The sequence below is a fragment of the Achromobacter veterisilvae genome (genome assembly GCF_037619525.1).
Lineage (GTDB): Bacteria > Pseudomonadota > Gammaproteobacteria > Burkholderiales > Burkholderiaceae_B > Achromobacter > Achromobacter veterisilvae.
In genome coordinates this window covers 2597549-2611894 of sequence record NZ_CP148753.1, presented here as the reverse complement: position 1 = coordinate 2611894, position 14346 = coordinate 2597549, and the positions used below count along the sequence as shown (strand labels likewise).

15 protein-coding genes are annotated in these 14346 nt (G+C 66.4%); 2 read left to right on the top strand and 13 right to left on the bottom strand.

What is annotated here, in order from left to right; genetic code table 11:
* Window positions 1-14: 14 nt before the first annotated feature.
* From lepA to WHX56_RS12000, 13 genes are all read right to left on the bottom strand, one after another.
* Window positions 15-1808, bottom strand: a complete 1794-nt coding sequence (gene lepA / locus WHX56_RS12060) for a translation elongation factor 4 (RefSeq protein WP_338881302.1) — start codon at window positions 1806-1808, stop codon at window positions 15-17.
* A 241-nt stretch (window positions 1809-2049) separates the two neighbouring features.
* A complete protein-coding gene (locus WHX56_RS12055) occupies window positions 2050-3531 on the bottom strand; it encodes a DegQ family serine endoprotease (protein WP_129241912.1) in 1482 nt (493 codons plus the stop codon).
* A 39-nt stretch (window positions 3532-3570) separates the two neighbouring features.
* Window positions 3571-4632 carry a MucB/RseB C-terminal domain-containing protein gene (locus WHX56_RS12050; RefSeq protein ID WP_129241911.1) on the bottom strand — a complete coding sequence of 354 codons (1062 nt, stop codon included), beginning with the start codon at window positions 4630-4632 and terminating at the stop codon, window positions 3571-3573.
* Window positions 4632-5144 (bottom strand): sigma-E factor negative regulatory protein, encoded by a 513-nt coding sequence (locus WHX56_RS12045; protein ID WP_129241910.1) that lies wholly within the window; start codon window positions 5142-5144, stop codon window positions 4632-4634. The genes WHX56_RS12050 and WHX56_RS12045 overlap by 1 nt, the downstream gene beginning before the upstream one ends.
* 12 nt (window positions 5145-5156) lie before the next feature.
* Window positions 5157-5756 (bottom strand): RNA polymerase sigma factor RpoE, encoded by a 600-nt coding sequence (gene rpoE, locus WHX56_RS12040; protein ID WP_006389292.1) that lies wholly within the window; start codon window positions 5754-5756, stop codon window positions 5157-5159.
* A gap of 492 nt (window positions 5757-6248) precedes the next feature.
* Entirely contained in the window at window positions 6249-7478 is a 1230-nt protein-coding gene (fabF, locus tag WHX56_RS12035; protein WP_129241909.1) for a beta-ketoacyl-ACP synthase II, read from the bottom strand.
* A 192-nt stretch (window positions 7479-7670) separates the two neighbouring features.
* Complete coding sequence (gene acpP, locus WHX56_RS12030) at window positions 7671-7910, bottom strand: acyl carrier protein (protein ID WP_003813816.1); 240 nt, start codon at window positions 7908-7910, stop codon at window positions 7671-7673.
* Window positions 7911-8123: 213 nt separating this feature from the next.
* Window positions 8124-8876: a 3-oxoacyl-ACP reductase FabG gene (gene fabG / locus WHX56_RS12025; protein ID WP_129241908.1), complete on the bottom strand. Its 753-nt coding sequence runs from the start codon at window positions 8874-8876 to the stop codon at window positions 8124-8126.
* 2 nt (window positions 8877-8878) lie between these two features.
* Window positions 8879-9817, bottom strand: a complete 939-nt coding sequence (gene fabD, locus WHX56_RS12020; protein ID WP_129241907.1) for an ACP S-malonyltransferase — start codon at window positions 9815-9817, stop codon at window positions 8879-8881.
* Between the two features lie 96 nt (window positions 9818-9913).
* A complete protein-coding gene (locus tag WHX56_RS12015; RefSeq protein WP_129241997.1) occupies window positions 9914-10900 on the bottom strand; it encodes a beta-ketoacyl-ACP synthase III in 987 nt (328 codons plus the stop codon).
* Window positions 10900-11967 (bottom strand): phosphate acyltransferase PlsX, encoded by a 1068-nt coding sequence (plsX, locus tag WHX56_RS12010; RefSeq protein ID WP_129241906.1) that lies wholly within the window; start codon window positions 11965-11967, stop codon window positions 10900-10902. Before plsX ends, WHX56_RS12015 begins: the two co-directional genes overlap by 1 nt.
* A gap of 59 nt (window positions 11968-12026) precedes the next feature.
* On the bottom strand, window positions 12027-12209 hold the full coding sequence (gene rpmF, locus WHX56_RS12005) for a 50S ribosomal protein L32 (RefSeq protein WP_043543314.1): 183 nt from the start codon (window positions 12207-12209) through the stop codon (window positions 12027-12029).
* A 52-nt stretch (window positions 12210-12261) separates the two neighbouring features.
* Window positions 12262-12810, bottom strand: coding sequence for a YceD family protein (locus WHX56_RS12000; protein ID WP_129241905.1), 549 nt, complete (start codon window positions 12808-12810; stop codon window positions 12262-12264).
* A gap of 159 nt (window positions 12811-12969) precedes the next feature.
* On the opposite strand from WHX56_RS12000, the gene WHX56_RS11995 reads away from it, so the two are divergent.
* Together WHX56_RS11995 and WHX56_RS11990 are read left to right on the top strand one after the other, a co-directional pair.
* A complete protein-coding gene (locus WHX56_RS11995) occupies window positions 12970-13572 on the top strand; it encodes a Maf-like protein (RefSeq protein ID WP_338881301.1) in 603 nt (200 codons plus the stop codon).
* Window positions 13569-14345 (top strand): SAM-dependent methyltransferase, encoded by a 777-nt coding sequence (locus WHX56_RS11990; protein WP_338881300.1) that lies wholly within the window; start codon window positions 13569-13571, stop codon window positions 14343-14345. Before WHX56_RS11995 ends, WHX56_RS11990 begins: the two co-directional genes overlap by 4 nt.
* Window position 14346: the final 1 nt, after the last annotated feature.

Sequence of the window (14346 nt, the reverse complement as noted above, 5' to 3'; positions counted from 1 at the left end):
GCCTTCTTTTGGTTCTATTTGTCTTCCACTTGCAGGATGGCCAGGAACGCCTCCTGCGGGATTTCCACGCTACCCACCTGCTTCATGCGCTTCTTGCCGGCCTTCTGCTTTTCAAGCAGCTTCTTCTTGCGCGAGATATCGCCGCCGTAGCACTTGGCCAGCACGTTCTTGCGCAGCGCCTTCACGTTTTCGCGCGCGATGATCTCCGCGCCGATGGCGGCCTGGATGACCACGTCGAACATCTGGCGCGGAATCAGGCCGCGCATGCGCGTGACCACGTCGCGGGCGCGATGGCGCGCATTGCTGCGGTGGACGATCACGGCCAGCGCGTCGACGCGGTCGTTGTTGATCAGCAGGTCCACGCGCACCACGTCGGCGGAGCGGTATTCCAGGAACTCGTAGTCCATGGAGGCGTAGCCGCGCGAGACCGACTTCAGCTTATCGAAGAAGTCCAGCACGATCTCGGCCAGCGGGATCTCGTACACCAGGTGGACCTGGCGGCCGTGGTAGCTCATGTTGACCTGGACGCCGCGCTTGTTGTTGCACAGTGTCATGACCGGGCCCACGTAGTCCTGCGGCATGAACAGCGTGACCTTCACGATGGGCTCGCGGATGTCGGCGATCTTGCCCACTTCCGGCATGCGCGACGGGCTTTCCACCGTGATCACGGAGCCGTCGCGCTGCTCGACCTCGTACACCACCGACGGCGCCGTCGTGATGATGTCCATGTCGAACTCGCGCTCCAGGCGCTCCTGCACGATTTCCATGTGCAGCAGCCCCAGGAAGCCGCAACGGAAGCCGAAGCCCAGGGCCTGCGAGACTTCGGGCTCGAACATCAGCGCCGAATCGTTCAGCTTGAGCTTGTCGAGCGAATCGCGCAGTTGGTCGTATTCCGAGCTTTCCACCGGATACAGGCCGGCGAACACCTGCGGCTTGACTTCCTTGAAGCCGGGCAGCGGCGAGGCGGCCGGCTTGCTGGCCAGCGTGACCGTGTCGCCCACCTTGGCGTCTTCCAGTTGCTTGATGCCGGCGATGATGAAGCCCACCTCGCCCGCCGACAGGTGCGGGCGCTGCTGCGACTTCGGCGTGAACACGCCGGTCTGCTCGCACAGGTGGGTGGCGCCGGAGGCCATCAGCAGGATCTTGTCCTTGGGCTTGAGCACGCCGTTGATGATGCGCACCAGCATCACCACGCCCACGTAGTTGTCGAACCACGAATCGATGATCAACGCCTGCAGCGGCGCCTCCGGATCGCCCTTGGGAGGCGGCACGCGGGCAACGACCATTTCCAGGATCTCGTCGATGCCCATGCCGGTCTTGGCGCTGGCCAGCACCGCCTGCGACGCGTCGATGCCGATCACGTCCTCGACTTCCTGGCGCGCGCCTTCGGGGTCGGCTTGCGGCAGGTCCATCTTGTTCAGCACCGGCAGCACTTCCACGCCCAGTTCGATCGCGGTATAGCAGTTGGCCACGGTCTGGGCTTCGACGCCTTGCGAGGCGTCGACCACCAGCAGCGCGCCTTCGCACGCCGACAGGGAACGGCTGACTTCATACGAGAAGTCCACGTGCCCCGGGGTATCGATCAGGTTCAGGTTGTAGACCTTGCCGTCCTGCGCCTTGTAGTGCAGGGCGGCCGTCTGCGCCTTGATGGTGATGCCGCGCTCGCGCTCGATTTCCATCGAGTCGAGGACCTGCGCCGACATTTCGCGGTCCGCCAATCCCCCGCAGCGCTGGATCAGGCGATCGGCCAGGGTCGATTTGCCATGATCGATGTGGGCAATGATGGAGAAGTTGCGGATATGCTGCATGCTTGAAATTATAAGGGGACGGAACACTCGGCACAGGGCCGGAAGACACCGCCGCCGGAGTACGCACGGCTGACGTGAGGGGTGCCTGTGGGCATAGCCCGGGCAAAACGAGGGGGCGCCATGCGCCCCCTCTTGCGGCAATCAGGCATTTTAGCCGTTCTTGGGCCTTTTTTGCCGTTGGGCCGCTCCAAGGCAAAAAACAGGCTCCCTCCCTCTTGCCGAAGGAGGGGCCGCACGCGCATCACTTCGACGCCGGCACCGCCACCCATTGCGTCTGGTCGCCGCGGCGGACCAGCAGGCCCGCGGCCCGTCCCTTGTCCAGCTTGGAGACGAGTTCGCCGAATTGCTTGGCGCCGGTGACGTCGGTGTCGTTCAGAGCCAGCACGATGTCGCCTTCCTGCAACCCCGCCTTGGCGGCCGCGCCTTCGGCGACCTTCACCTGGACGCCGCCCTTGATGCGCAGCTTCTTCTGCACGTCGGCGGGCACGTCGGCCACGCCCAGGCCCAGCGCGTTGGTGGCCTCGGGCGCGGGCGCGGCGCCCGGCTTGCCCGCGGCGGGCGTCTTCTCGGTCGGGATCTCCCCGACCTTGACGCTCAGCGTCAGGGTCTTGCCCTTGCGCCACACCTGCATGTCGGCGCGGGTGCCCGGCTTGGTTTCGCCCACGATGCGCGGCAGGTCGGACCAGCGCTTGATCGGTTCATTGTTGAACTTCAGGATCACGTCGCCCGGCTGCACGCCCGCCTGCTCGGCGGGGCCTTCGGCTTCCACGCTGCTCACCAGCGCGCCCTCGGCCTTGGGCAGGCCGATGGCTTCGGCCACGTCCTTGCCCACTTCGCCGATCTGCACGCCGACGCGGCCGCGCGTGACCTTGCCCGTGGCGCGCAACTGGTCCACGACCCGCATGGCCTCGTCGATCGGGATGGCCAGCGAAATGCCCATGAAGCCGCCGCTGCGCGAAATGATCTGGGAATTGATGCCCACCACTTCGCCGTCCAGGTTGATCAGCGGACCGCCCGAATTGCCGGGGTTGACCGCCACGTCGGTCTGGATGAACGGCAGGTATTCGCCGGTATCGCGGCCGATGGCGCTGACGATGCCCGACGTTACGGTGGAGTCCAGGCCGAACGGCGAACCGATGGCCAGCACCCACTGGCCCTTCTTGAGCTTCTTGGGGTCGCCGATGACCAGCGGGGTCATGTCCTTGGCTTCGATCTTGATCAGCGCCACGTCGGTGCGTTCGTCCGTGCCGATCACCTTGGCCTTGAACTCGCGGCCGTCGGTCAGGGTGACGTAGATGTCCGTCGCGTCCACGACCACGTGGTTGTTGGTCAGGATGTAGCCGTCTTCGGAGATGAAGAAGCCCGAGCCCACGCCGCGCGGCACGGTGCGCTCTTCGGGCTGGGGCTGCGGACGCTGGCGCGGCGTCGGCGCGCCGCCACCGCCGCCCGGGGGCTGGAATTCGGGGCCGAAGAACCAGCGGAACAGTTCGTACGGGTCATTGCCGCCGCCGGGCCCCATCCCGCGCACCGGCACGGTCGCCGTGGTGCGGATGTTCACGACCGCGGGGTCGGCCTTTTCGACGATGCTCGTGAAATCGGGCAGCATCACTCCGGGCGACTCGGCGTGGGCCGCGGGCGCCTGGGCGACGGCCATCGTCACGCCCAGCGCCGCCGCCGCCAGAAAGCGCCGGAAAAACGCGTTCGACACTGTCATTGCTTTCATAGACTTACTCCGAAATTGCTGCGCGCCGCGCCCGGCGGATCACTTGGACCCGGCGGCAGGCACGTATTCTGTGGACTCGGCAAGCTGTTCCAGCGTGGCCACGGGCACTTCGCCCACGGCGGTCAGCCAGAAATCCGCGATGCGCGTGCCATAGACGGTAATGGAACCCCGTTGCGCGGCGCCATGCGGCGGACGATGGCCGCGCTGGCTGTCGTAGGGTTCGATGAACACGGAAATGGCCGCCAGCCCGTCGGACAGCACCATCTGGCTGACCGTGGCGCCGCGCCCCATGGACCGAGCCACCTGCATGACCGTCTTGAAGCCCTTGGGGGCCGGGATGCGCCAGCCCTGGGCGGCGAGGTCCACCGGCTTCATGGAGGGTTCGAGCACCTTCCAGTCGCGCGTGCTCCAGCGCGAGGTCAGGAGCTGGGGATCGACTTCCGGGCCCAGGCGCAGCGAGGTGAACGATACCTGTTCCACCACGCCGCGCGCGGCGTTCAGGGTCTGGGCCTTGAGCAGCAGATTGGTTTCGACGTCCGCGCACAGCCGGTAGCCGTAGCGCAGCTTGTCCAGCGGTTCTATCGTGATCAGGCGGCATTCCCGGCCGGCGACGCGATGCAGGGCGGGTTCGGCGCGGATCTTGTAGTTTTCGGGCAGATTGGCCGCGTCTCCGAGCAGCAGCCCGGGAAAGCGGTCGCCCCGGCGGCGCTCGATCAGCACCGTCTTGCGCTCGGGGATCAGGCACTGCACGTCGTCGTTGTGGCGCAGGTATTCGCGGGGCTGGCCGTCGAGGATCTCCAGGCGCTCGCGCTCGCCGGTGCCGTCCAGGACGTGCACCAGGCGCGAGGATTGGATCGTCTCGCCTTGCTGATACATGAAGACGCCCGCGTAGTCCTGCTTGCGCGCCGCCTGCTGGATGCGGGTCAGCAACTGGACCACGTCATCGGCGGCGGGCGCCGCGTCGGCGGCTCGCGCCGGTTCGTGCGCCGCCAGGAAAGCGGCCAGGAGCGTTGCGGCAAACCAGCCGGCTCGATGGGCCTGCAGCGTAGCGGCGCGTCCCAGACCCAGTACCGGCCAACGTGATGGAAGCACAAGCGCCATCAACGCCCCGCTCCCATGTCGAACGACACCTGCCGGACGGCGCTGGGGCCGGCCATCTGGCGGTGGGCCTCCAGGTAGTCGCGCAAGCCCGAATCGTCCGCGGCGGACGCCGATGCCGGCGAGCTGGCGTCGGCCAGCACGCGCACTTCCCCGCCCGGCTCGCCGGTCAGATAGGGCTGCGCCACCCAGGCGACGGTAGCCACCGCGGCGGCCACGGCCAGGCCGGACAGGCCCAGGCGCAAAGGCGAACGGCGCCGAGGCGCCGCAACGATGGGCAATTCCGCATCCAGGGCCCGTGCCAGCCGCGACTGGAAAGCCGCGCTGGGGGTCAGCGCCAGATCGGCGTTGCGCAGGGAATCACCGATCAAGTGATAGGTGTCCCAGGTCTGGCGTCCCTCTCGGGACAACAAGCCGGGAAAAATATCGTCGGATTCCTCTCCGTCCATCCAGGCGGAGACCGACTCCTCCCAGGAGGACTCGGAGATCACGACGGATTTGGCTGCTGTTTGCATGACTGCCACTCCTTACCAGCGACGCTCGGCATCGGTGCCTAGCAATGGGCGCAATTTGGTGGCGATGGCTTCACGCGCACGAAAAATGCGGGAACGCACCGTACCTATCGGGCAATCCATGCTCTGGGCGATGTCTTCGTAACTCATACCTTCGATTTCACGCAGGACGATTGCGGTGCGCAATTCTTCAGGCAATTCCTCGATAGCCGCGTTCACCGTCTCGGCGATTTCGCGGCTGGCGACCATGGATTCCGGCGTGCTTATATCGGTTAGGTTGTCGGTTTCGTTAAAAGTTTCACCGTCTTCCGTTTCTATCGCGTTGGGCGCGCTGGGGCGCCGACCCTGGGAGGCCAGCCAGTTCCGCGCCGTATTGATGGCGATACGATACAGCCAGGTGTAGAAGGCGCTCTCCCCCCTGAACTGGGGCAAGGCGCGATAGGCCTTGATGAATGCTTCCTGGGCCACGTCCTCGATTTCGGCGGGGTCGCGGATCATCCGGGCCAGCAGACGGAGAATCTTGCGCTGGTACTTGAGCACCAGCAGGTCGAATGCCTTCTTGTCGCCCCGCTGAACGCGCGCGACAAGCTCGGCGTCGACTTCGCGCTCGCTCATGAGGCCTCCCGCGGGCGGGCCGCCGGCAGCGCGCGCCGCGCCGTGCCCGTCAGCAGGCAAAGGCGCCGCCAGGACTCGGGTCGCAACGTCCGCTGCCAGACGGTGAGAGTGATTTTGCTAGGGGTAAAGGCCGTACTCCCGGTGGGCAAGGGCTGCAAAGTGAGCGTAAGCCAGCGGGGGCCGCGCTGCCGGTCCAGGAGACTTGCGTCCTGCCAGCCTTGCGGCAGCCGCAACTGCCAGCGCCCTGCCCCGGCCGCCGTACGCAGCGCCGATACCGGGGACGGGCCGCTCCGTGCCGAGTGTAACAGCCCTGCCAACGCAAGCAGGAGCGCGGCCGCCGCGCCCGCCGCCCAGGGCAGGCCGTGCCAGGACGCGGCCGTCAGCGCGCTGCCCGCGGCCGAGGCCAGCGCCAGGGCGTAAATCACCTTGGCGCCCCTCGGATGCGAGACAGGCACGCGGAACGACCAGCGCCCCCCGACCGGGTCTTCCAAATCAGACCCGGCGAACGGCCATGGAGCCGTTGGTGCCGCCGAAGCCGAACGAGTTGGACAGGCCCACGTCGATCTTCATCTGCCGCGCTTCGTTGGCGCAGTAATCCAGATCGCATTCGGGATCTTGATTGAAGATGTTGATCGTCGGAGGCGAGACCTGGTTGTACACGGCCAGGGTGGTGAACACCGCCTCGATGCCGCCGGCCGCGCCGAGCAGGTGCCCGGTCATGGACTTGGTCGAGTTGACCACCAGCTTCTTGGCGTGGTCGCCGAAGGCCAGCTTCAGCGCGTCGGTCTCGTTCTTGTCGCCCAGGGGCGTCGAGGTGCCGTGGGCGTTGACGTACTGGATGTCTTCCGCGTTCAGGCCGCCATTGCGCAGCGCGTTCAGGACGCCGCGGCGCGGGCCGTCCTTGTCGGGGGCCGTGATGTGGTGCGCGTCGGAGCTCATGCCGTAGCCTGCAAGCTCGCCGTAGATGCGCGCGCCGCGCTTCTTGGCGTGTTCGTACTCTTCCAGCACCAGCACGCCCGCGCCCTCGCCCAGCACGAAACCGTCGCGGTCGCGGTCCCAGGGACGCGAAGCCGTCTCGGGATCGTCGTTGCGGGTCGACAGGGCGCGCATGGCGGCAAAGCCGCCGATACCCAGCGGCGACACGGTCGACTCGGCGCCGCCGGCCACCATGACGTCGGCATCGCCGTATTCGATCAGGCGCGCGGCATCGCCGATGCAATGCAGGCCGGTGGTGCAAGCCGACACGACCGCGTAGCTCGGACCCTTCATGCCATACGCGATGGACAAGTGGCCGGAGATCAGGTTGATCAGCGAACCCGGCACGAAGAACGGCGAAATGCGGCGCGGACCCTTGGCCAGGTATTCGACCTGGGTCTCCTCGATGCGCGGCAGGCCGCCGATGCCGGAACCCACGATCACGCCGATGCGTTCGGCGTTGGCTTCGGTGACTTCCAGGCCGCTATCGCGCCATGCCTGCATTCCGGCAGCCAGGCCGTAATGGATGAACGTATCCATCTGGCGGGCTTCCTTGGCCGAAATATAGGTGCTGATGTCGAAGTCTTTGACTTCGCCGGCGATATGCGTGGTGATGGCCGAGGGATCGAAACGGGTGATGCGGCTGATGCCAGAACGTCCGTTGACGATATTGTCCCAAGCGGTGGTCAGGTCGTTCCCCACGGGAGAAACGATACCCAGGCCGGTGATGACGACACGTCGCTTCACGGATGACTCCTCAAACAGACAAAAGAAAGGCGGTTTTCGGGATGCGCTGCACGTGCGGCCCACGCAAAAGCGGGTCGGGCTTTACCACGCCCTTCCCGCATGCGGACCACACGGCAAATTCCTGAAACCGCCCCGATTTTCCGGCAGGCTCCGAAGTCCGTCCTCGGGCCACCGGAAGGGTATAGGCCTAGCTTACTGCTTGCCGTGCGAATTGATGTAGTCAATCGCTTGTTGCACGGTCGTGATCTTTTCGGCCTCTTCGTCGGGGATCTCGGTCTCGAATTCGTCTTCGAGCGCCATGACCAGTTCGACCATGTCGAGCGAATCGGCACCGAGGTCGTCAAGGAAGGAGGATTCGTTCTTGATCTCGGCTTCGTTGACGCCAAGTTGTTCAGCGACGATCTTCTTGACGCGCTGTTCGATGCTTTCCATGCAGATCTCCAATTGGGAAAAATCCCGCGAATTATAGCCAAGCGCGGAGTATTGCGACGCCTGGCCGTGACAAAAATAACACTGCGCACTTGATCTGTCGCCCGAAATGGCGCAGGAAACCCGTGTGCAGCGTTTCCGGTTGAACCGCGCATTGCCCCGCCCATCATCCGGCGGCGGCGCGGCGGCCGGGGCCGCCTTCGCGCGATTCGTGATTTATTGCATGTACATCCCGCCGTTGACGTGCAGGGTGGTGCCGGTAATGTAACCCGCCTGCGGCCCGGACAAAAAGGCCACCGCGTGCGCGATGTCCGCCGGCGAACCGAGGCGGCCCAGCGGAATCTGCTGCAACAATGCGGCGGTCTGGGTTTCGCCCAGGGCGCGCGTCATGTCCGTGTCGATGAAACCGGGGGCCACGCAATTCACGGTGATGTTGCGGCTGCCCAGTTCGCGGGCCAGCGCGCGCGCCATGCCGGCCACGCCGGCCTTGGCGGCCGCGTAATTGGCCTGGCCGGGGTTGCCGCTGGAGCCCACCACCGAGGTGACGTTGATGATGCGTCCCCAACGGGCCTTCATCATGCTGCGCAACACCGCGCGCGACAGGCGGAACACCGACGCCAGGTTGGTGTCGATGACGGCCGACCAGTCTTCGTCCTTCATGCGCATCGCCAGCGTATCACGCGTGATGCCGGCGTTATTGACGAGGATGTGCGGACCGCCGCCTTCCTTGCCCAGCGCGTCGATCAGGGCGTCGCAGGCCGCGGCGTCGGTCACGTCCAGCACCACGCCGCGGCCGCCGAACGGCGCCAGCGCTTCGGTGATGGCGGCCGCGCCCGATTCGGACGTGGCGGTGCCGACGACGGTGGCGCCGCGCGCCGCCAGTTCCTGGGCGATGGCGCGGCCGATGCCGCGCGTGGCGCCGGTCACCAGCGCGATCTTGCCCTGCAGTTCGATCGAGGTGTTGTCCATGTTCATTGGTTTCCGTTGACGGCGGCCAGCGCGGCTTCGAGCGAAGCCGGATCGGTGATGGCCATGCCCGTGAGTTCGGGATCGATGCGCTTGGTCAGACCGGCCAGCACCTTGCCGGGACCGCATTCGATGACGTGCGTGACGCCTTGTGCCTTCATCGCGCGCAGGGTTTCGACCCAGCGCACAGGATGCCATGCCTGGCGCACCAGCGCATCCCGGATTGCCCCAGGTTCGACCGGCGAGGCCACGTCCACGTTGTTGATGACCTGCACCTGCGGGGCCGACACCGCGACGCCGGCCAGCGCGCCAGCCAGCACCTCGGCGGCGGGCTTGAGCAGGCTGGAATGGAACGGCGCGGACACCGGCAGCAGCAGCGCGCGCTTGGCGCCGGCGGCCTTGGCCTGTTCGCAGGCGCGCTCGACGGCGGCCTTGTGGCCGGCGATCACGACCTGGGCCGGCGCATTGAAGTTCACGGCCTCGACCACCTCGCCCTGGGCGGCGGCGGCGCAGGCTGCGCGCACGGCGTCGTCGTCCAGGCCCAGGATGGCGGCCATTGCGCCGGTGCCGACCGGCACGGCGGCCTGCATGGCGTCGGCGCGCACGCGCACCAGGCGCACGGCGTCTTCAAGCGAGAGCGAGCCGGCCGCCGTCAACGCGGCATATTCGCCCAGGCTGTGGCCCGCCACGACGTCCGGCTTGCGGCCGCCCGCGGCGCACCAGGCCGCGTACACCGCGGCGCCGGCCGTCAGCATCGCGGGCTGGGTGTTGGTGGTCAGGTTGAGTTGCTCCGCGGGGCCTTGCGCGATCAGCGCGCCCAGGTCCTGCCCCAGGGCCTGCGACGCCCGCGCCACGGTGTCCGCGACGGCGGCGACGCCGGACCAGGCGTCCAGCATGCCGACAGCTTGAGAACCTTGGCCAGGAAAGACAAAAGCGATTTTCATGGTTGACCGTATGGATTGATTCAGTGTCTGTGTGGAATGTCGGGCGCATCATCCCGGCGGTTGCGGCGCGCGCGCCGCCTCCGGCCGGGCTCGCCCCTACATGCGGGCCAGGACCGAGCCCCAGGTGAATCCGCCGCCCACGCCCTGCATCAGGACCAGTTGGCCCGGCTTGACGCGGCCGTCGCGGCGCGCGACGTCCAGGGCCAGCGGCACGCTTGCCGCGGAGGTATTGGCGTGGCTGTCGACGGTGATGACGACTTTCTCGACCGGCACGGACAGCTTGCGCGCCAGGAAATTCAGGATGCGCACGTTGGCCTGGTGCGGGATCAGCCAATCGACTTCGCTGAGGTCGACGCCGGCCTCGGCGCAGGTGTCGCGCGCGGAACGGTCCAGCACGGTGACGGCCTGCTTGAACACGGCCTGGCCGTCCATGCGCAGGAACGGGTCGCCGGTCACGTCGCCGTAGGCCACGTTGCCCGCGGCGTTCAGGATCTTGCCCTGGCTGCCGTCGGCATGCAGTTGCGCGGCCAGGATGCCCGGCTTGTCGGAAGCCTTCAGCACCACGGCGCCCGCGCCGTCGCCGAACAGCACGCAAGTGCCGCGGTCGTTCCAGTCCAGGATGCGCGAAAAGACTTCGGCGCCGATGACCAGCGCGCAACGCGCGCGGCCGGCGCGGATGAAGCTGTCGGCGGTGGTCATCGCGTAGACGAAACCGCTGCACACGGCCTGCACGTCGAAGGCCGCCGAACCCTTGGCGCCGAGGTTGGCCTGCACGATGCAGGCGGTGCTCGGGAAGACGAAGTCCGGCGTCGAGGTGGCCAGGACGATCAGGTCGATCTCGGACGCGTCCACGCCCGCGTCGGCCAGCGCGCGGCGCGACGCCTCGGTGGCCAGTTGGCTGGTCGTGACGCCGCGTTCGGCCAAGTGGCGCTGCCGGATGCCAGTGCGCTCGACGATCCATTCGTCGGAGGTGGCGATGTCGCGCGTCGCCAGTTCCGCTGCCAGTTCGTCATTCGAAACCACGCGTTCCGGCAGGAAGCTGCCGGTGCCCGCGATCACGGAATATTTCATTGCGGTATCCATCAAGCGGTGTCCCCAGCCACGTTTTGCGGCGGCGCCGAAGGGACGTCGCCGGATTGAACGCGCTTGGTAATCTGAGCGACCGTCTGAGCGGTGCGCTCCAGCAGTTTACTCACTACGGCTTCGCGGGCACGCTGCAAGGCGAAACCGTAGGCGTAGACGTCGGCGGAGCCGTGGCTCTTGATGACCACGCCTCGCAGGCCCAGCAGCGCGGCGCCGTTGTAGCGCCGGTTGTCGACGCGGGTGCGCAGCCGGTTGAGCACCGGCCGGGCCACCGCGCCGGCGAGCAGCGTGATCAGATTGCGTTTGAACTCTTCGCGGATGACGCTGGAGAGCATCTTCGCCAGCCCCTCGACGGACTTGAGCACGACGTTGCCGACGAAACCGTCGCAGACGACGACGTCGACCGTGCCCTTGAAAATGTCGTTGCCTTCCACGTTGCCGTAGAAGTTGAGCGGGCTGTTGCGAAGCAGTTCGGCGGCTTCCTTGACGACTTCGTTGCCCTTGATGACTTCTTCGCCGATATTGAGCAGGCCCACGGAGGGACGCTCGCGATGGTCCACCGCCTGCGACAGCGCGGCGCCCATGATGGCGAATTGCAGAAGGTGCTCGGCCGTGCAGTCCACATTCGCGCCCAGGTCCAGCACCGTGGTGGCGCGGCCCGTCTGGTTCGGAATGGACGTGGCGATCGCCGGGCGGTCGATGCCGTCCAGCGTCTTGAGCACGTAGCGTGAAATGGCCATCCAGGCGCCGGTGTTGCCCGCGGAAACGCAGGCGTCGGCGCGCCCGTCCTTGACGGACTGGGCGGCCAGGCGCATGGAGGAGTCTTTTTTGCGGCGCAGGGCGACCTCGACCGGGTCGTCCATGGTGACGACTTCGGAAGCCGCCACGATTTCAAGGCGATCGCGCGCCACGCCGCGGTGCTCGGAGAGCGCCGCTTCGATGGCGTCGGGAAGCCCGACCAGCAATAGCCGGGTATCCGGAAATTGCCGGGCGAACTCGATCGCAGCCGGAATCGTGACGGGCAGACCGAAGTCTCCGCCCATACAGTCTATGGCGATGCGTATCACGGGTGCCAGGTATCAGCGCTCAGCCGAAATGGTCCGAGTACGAGTTCGGCCCGGGGGCCTTATTCGTCGGCCTTGGTCTTCAGGACCTTGCGGCCGCGGTAAAAGCCGTTGGGGCTGATGTGGTGGCGCAGATGCGCTTCGCCCGTGGTGGGCTCGATCGCGGTCGGCGGGTTCACCAGAAAATCGTGCGAACGGTGCATACCGCGCTTGGACGGGGACTTCTTGTTTTGTTGAACGGCCATGATGACTCCTAGAAACGGGGCGCATTGTACGCGATGCGGCCCGATGTTGATCTCAATCTTTGTGCTTCAGTTGTTCCAGCACCGCAAACGGCGACGGACGCTTGACAGCGGGCTCCTCGGGAGAAGCTTCGCCGGCATTGGCCTGCGCGCCCGGGCATACATCATGCTTGGGCACATACGGAACGCTCAGAATGAGCTCATCTTCGATCTGGGCCAGCAGATCGAAATGATGTGAACCCACCACCTTTTCAGGCAGGTTGGACACAAAACCTTTTCCTTCTTCGTCTTCGTCGTCCTCGTCGGACTGATCCCCGTAGGAAGTATCGTCGTCGAGATCGGCTTCGGACTTGACCAGTTGCAAAAGAACTTCACTATCGACCGGATACGCAAACGGCGCATTGCAACGCTGGCATACCACCACCGGATTCGCTTGCACATGGACATGCAGGAGCGGCCGGCCGAGCAACAAGCCAGACTTGCCCATTTCGCCGCGCACAGACCACGTCACAAGCCCGGCATCGCCCAGCGGCTGTTCGGGTAATCCGTCAACCGCGCGCGAAAGCCGCACAAGAGGTATGGTGCCATGCGCTTCCTTGCCCATATGGGCGAATGCGAATGCATCGATGCGCTTAATGATTCAGTCCTTTGCATTCACGGCTTCCTGCCTGGGCGGGCAACACACTTCCGTGCCGATGTCCCTGCAAAAATGCCGCAAAACGTTAGATAATACTGTGACTTACGCACCATCGTCAAATATCGCATGCCCCTGAAGCCTAGCCTGATCCTCGCGTCCAGCTCGCGTTACCGCAAAGAATTGCTGTCCCGCCTGCGCCTGCCCTTTATCGCCATTTCTCCCGATGTGGACGAAACGCCACAACCGGGCGAAACGCCCGAAGCCCTGGCCCTGCGCCTGTCCGTGGCCAAGGCCATGGCGGTGGCGGCGAACCGCCCCGGCAGCATCGTGATCGGCTCGGACCAGGTGGCCACCGTGGACGGGCAGCCCATCGGCAAGCCCGGCGACTTTCCGCGCGCCCTGGCCCAATTGCGGGCCCTGTCGGGCCAGCTAGTGGAATTCCACAGCGCGCTGGCGGTCACCGACGGCCAGCGCGTGGAAAAAGCCGACGTCGTCACGCGCTGCCGCTTCCGCCGCCTGACGGACCAGGCGATCGAAGCCTACCTGCGGGCCGAGGAACCCTACGATACCGCAGGCAGCGCCAAGGCGGAAAGCCTGGGCATCGCCCTGATGGAGAGCATCCAGAGCGACGATCCGACCGCCATCATCGGCCTGCCGCTGATCGCGCTGACCGGCATGCTGGCGCGATTCGGGCTGGACCCGCTGGACGCCCCCGGAGCGCCCGCATGAGCCACCACCCGGCCGCCCCGCAGGCTCATGGCGCCGCAGCGCGCCAGCGCGAAGGCACCTCAGCAAAAGGCGCCCTGCACCTGATCCCCGTCGGCCTGGGCGACGCCCCGCCCGAACGCTGGCTGCCCGCCGAAGTCCGCGCCCTGGCCGGCCGGCTGGACACCTATATCGCGGAGAACGCCAAGACCGCCCGCGCGTTCCTCAAGCTGATCGGCACCGCCCGGCCGCTCCAGGAAATCACCATCCACACCCTGAGCGACAAGGTGGACGCCGCCCAGATCAAGGCCTGGCTGGATCCCATCCAAAGCGGCGCGGAAATCGGACTGGTTTCCGAGGCCGGCTGCCCCGCCGTCGCGGACCCGGGCGCAAAGGTCGTGGACGCCGCCCACCGGCTGGGCATGACCGTCAAGCCCTGGGTCGGCCCCTCGTCCATCCTGCTGGCCCTGATGGCGAGCGGGCTGGACGGCCAGCGCTTCGCCTTCCACGGCTACGCGCCCGTGGACCCGGCCGAACGCGCCAGGCAGTTGCGCGCCTGGGAACAGCATTCGGCCAAGCACAACCAGACCCAGCTCCTGATCGAGACCCCCTACCGCAACGCCGCCATGTTCGCCACGCTGCTGGCCAGCCTGAAAGGCGATACCAAGCTGTGCGTGGCCCGCTCGGTGACCACCGCCGACGAATGGATCGCGACCCGCAGCGTGGCCGACTGGAAGCGGCAGCCCGCGCCCCAGCTCGACAAGCTGCCCACGCTGTTCCTCTACCTGGCCCGCTGAA

Bases quoted from the DNA above. Each gene is read 5' to 3' on its own strand.
- lepA (WP_338881302.1), bottom strand. From the start codon at position 1,808: ATGCAGCATATCCGCAACTTCTCCATCATTGCCCACATCGATCATGGC.
- WHX56_RS12055 (WP_129241912.1), bottom strand. From the start codon at position 3,531: ATGAAAGCAATGACAGTGTCGAACGCGTTTTTCCGGCGCTTTCTGGCG.
- WHX56_RS12050 (WP_129241911.1), bottom strand. From the start codon at position 4,632: ATGGCGCTTGTGCTTCCATCACGTTGGCCGGTACTGGGTCTGGGACGC.
- WHX56_RS12045 (WP_129241910.1), bottom strand. From the start codon at position 5,144: ATGCAAACAGCAGCCAAATCCGTCGTGATCTCCGAGTCCTCCTGGGAG.
- rpoE (WP_006389292.1), bottom strand. From the start codon at position 5,756: ATGAGCGAGCGCGAAGTCGACGCCGAGCTTGTCGCGCGCGTTCAGCGG.
- acpP (WP_003813816.1), bottom strand. From the start codon at position 7,910: ATGGAAAGCATCGAACAGCGCGTCAAGAAGATCGTCGCTGAACAACTT.
- fabG (WP_129241908.1), bottom strand. From the start codon at position 8,876: ATGGACAACACCTCGATCGAACTGCAGGGCAAGATCGCGCTGGTGACC.
- fabD (WP_129241907.1), bottom strand. From the start codon at position 9,817: ATGAAAATCGCTTTTGTCTTTCCTGGCCAAGGTTCTCAAGCTGTCGGC.
- WHX56_RS12015 (WP_129241997.1), bottom strand. From the start codon at position 10,900: ATGGATACCGCAATGAAATATTCCGTGATCGCGGGCACCGGCAGCTTC.
- rpmF (WP_043543314.1), bottom strand. From the start codon at position 12,209: ATGGCCGTTCAACAAAACAAGAAGTCCCCGTCCAAGCGCGGTATGCAC.
- WHX56_RS12000 (WP_129241905.1), bottom strand. From the start codon at position 12,810: ATGGGCAAGGAAGCGCATGGCACCATACCTCTTGTGCGGCTTTCGCGC.
- WHX56_RS11995 (WP_338881301.1), top strand. From the start codon at position 12,970: ATGCCCCTGAAGCCTAGCCTGATCCTCGCGTCCAGCTCGCGTTACCGC.
- WHX56_RS11990 (WP_338881300.1), top strand. From the start codon at position 13,569: ATGAGCCACCACCCGGCCGCCCCGCAGGCTCATGGCGCCGCAGCGCGC.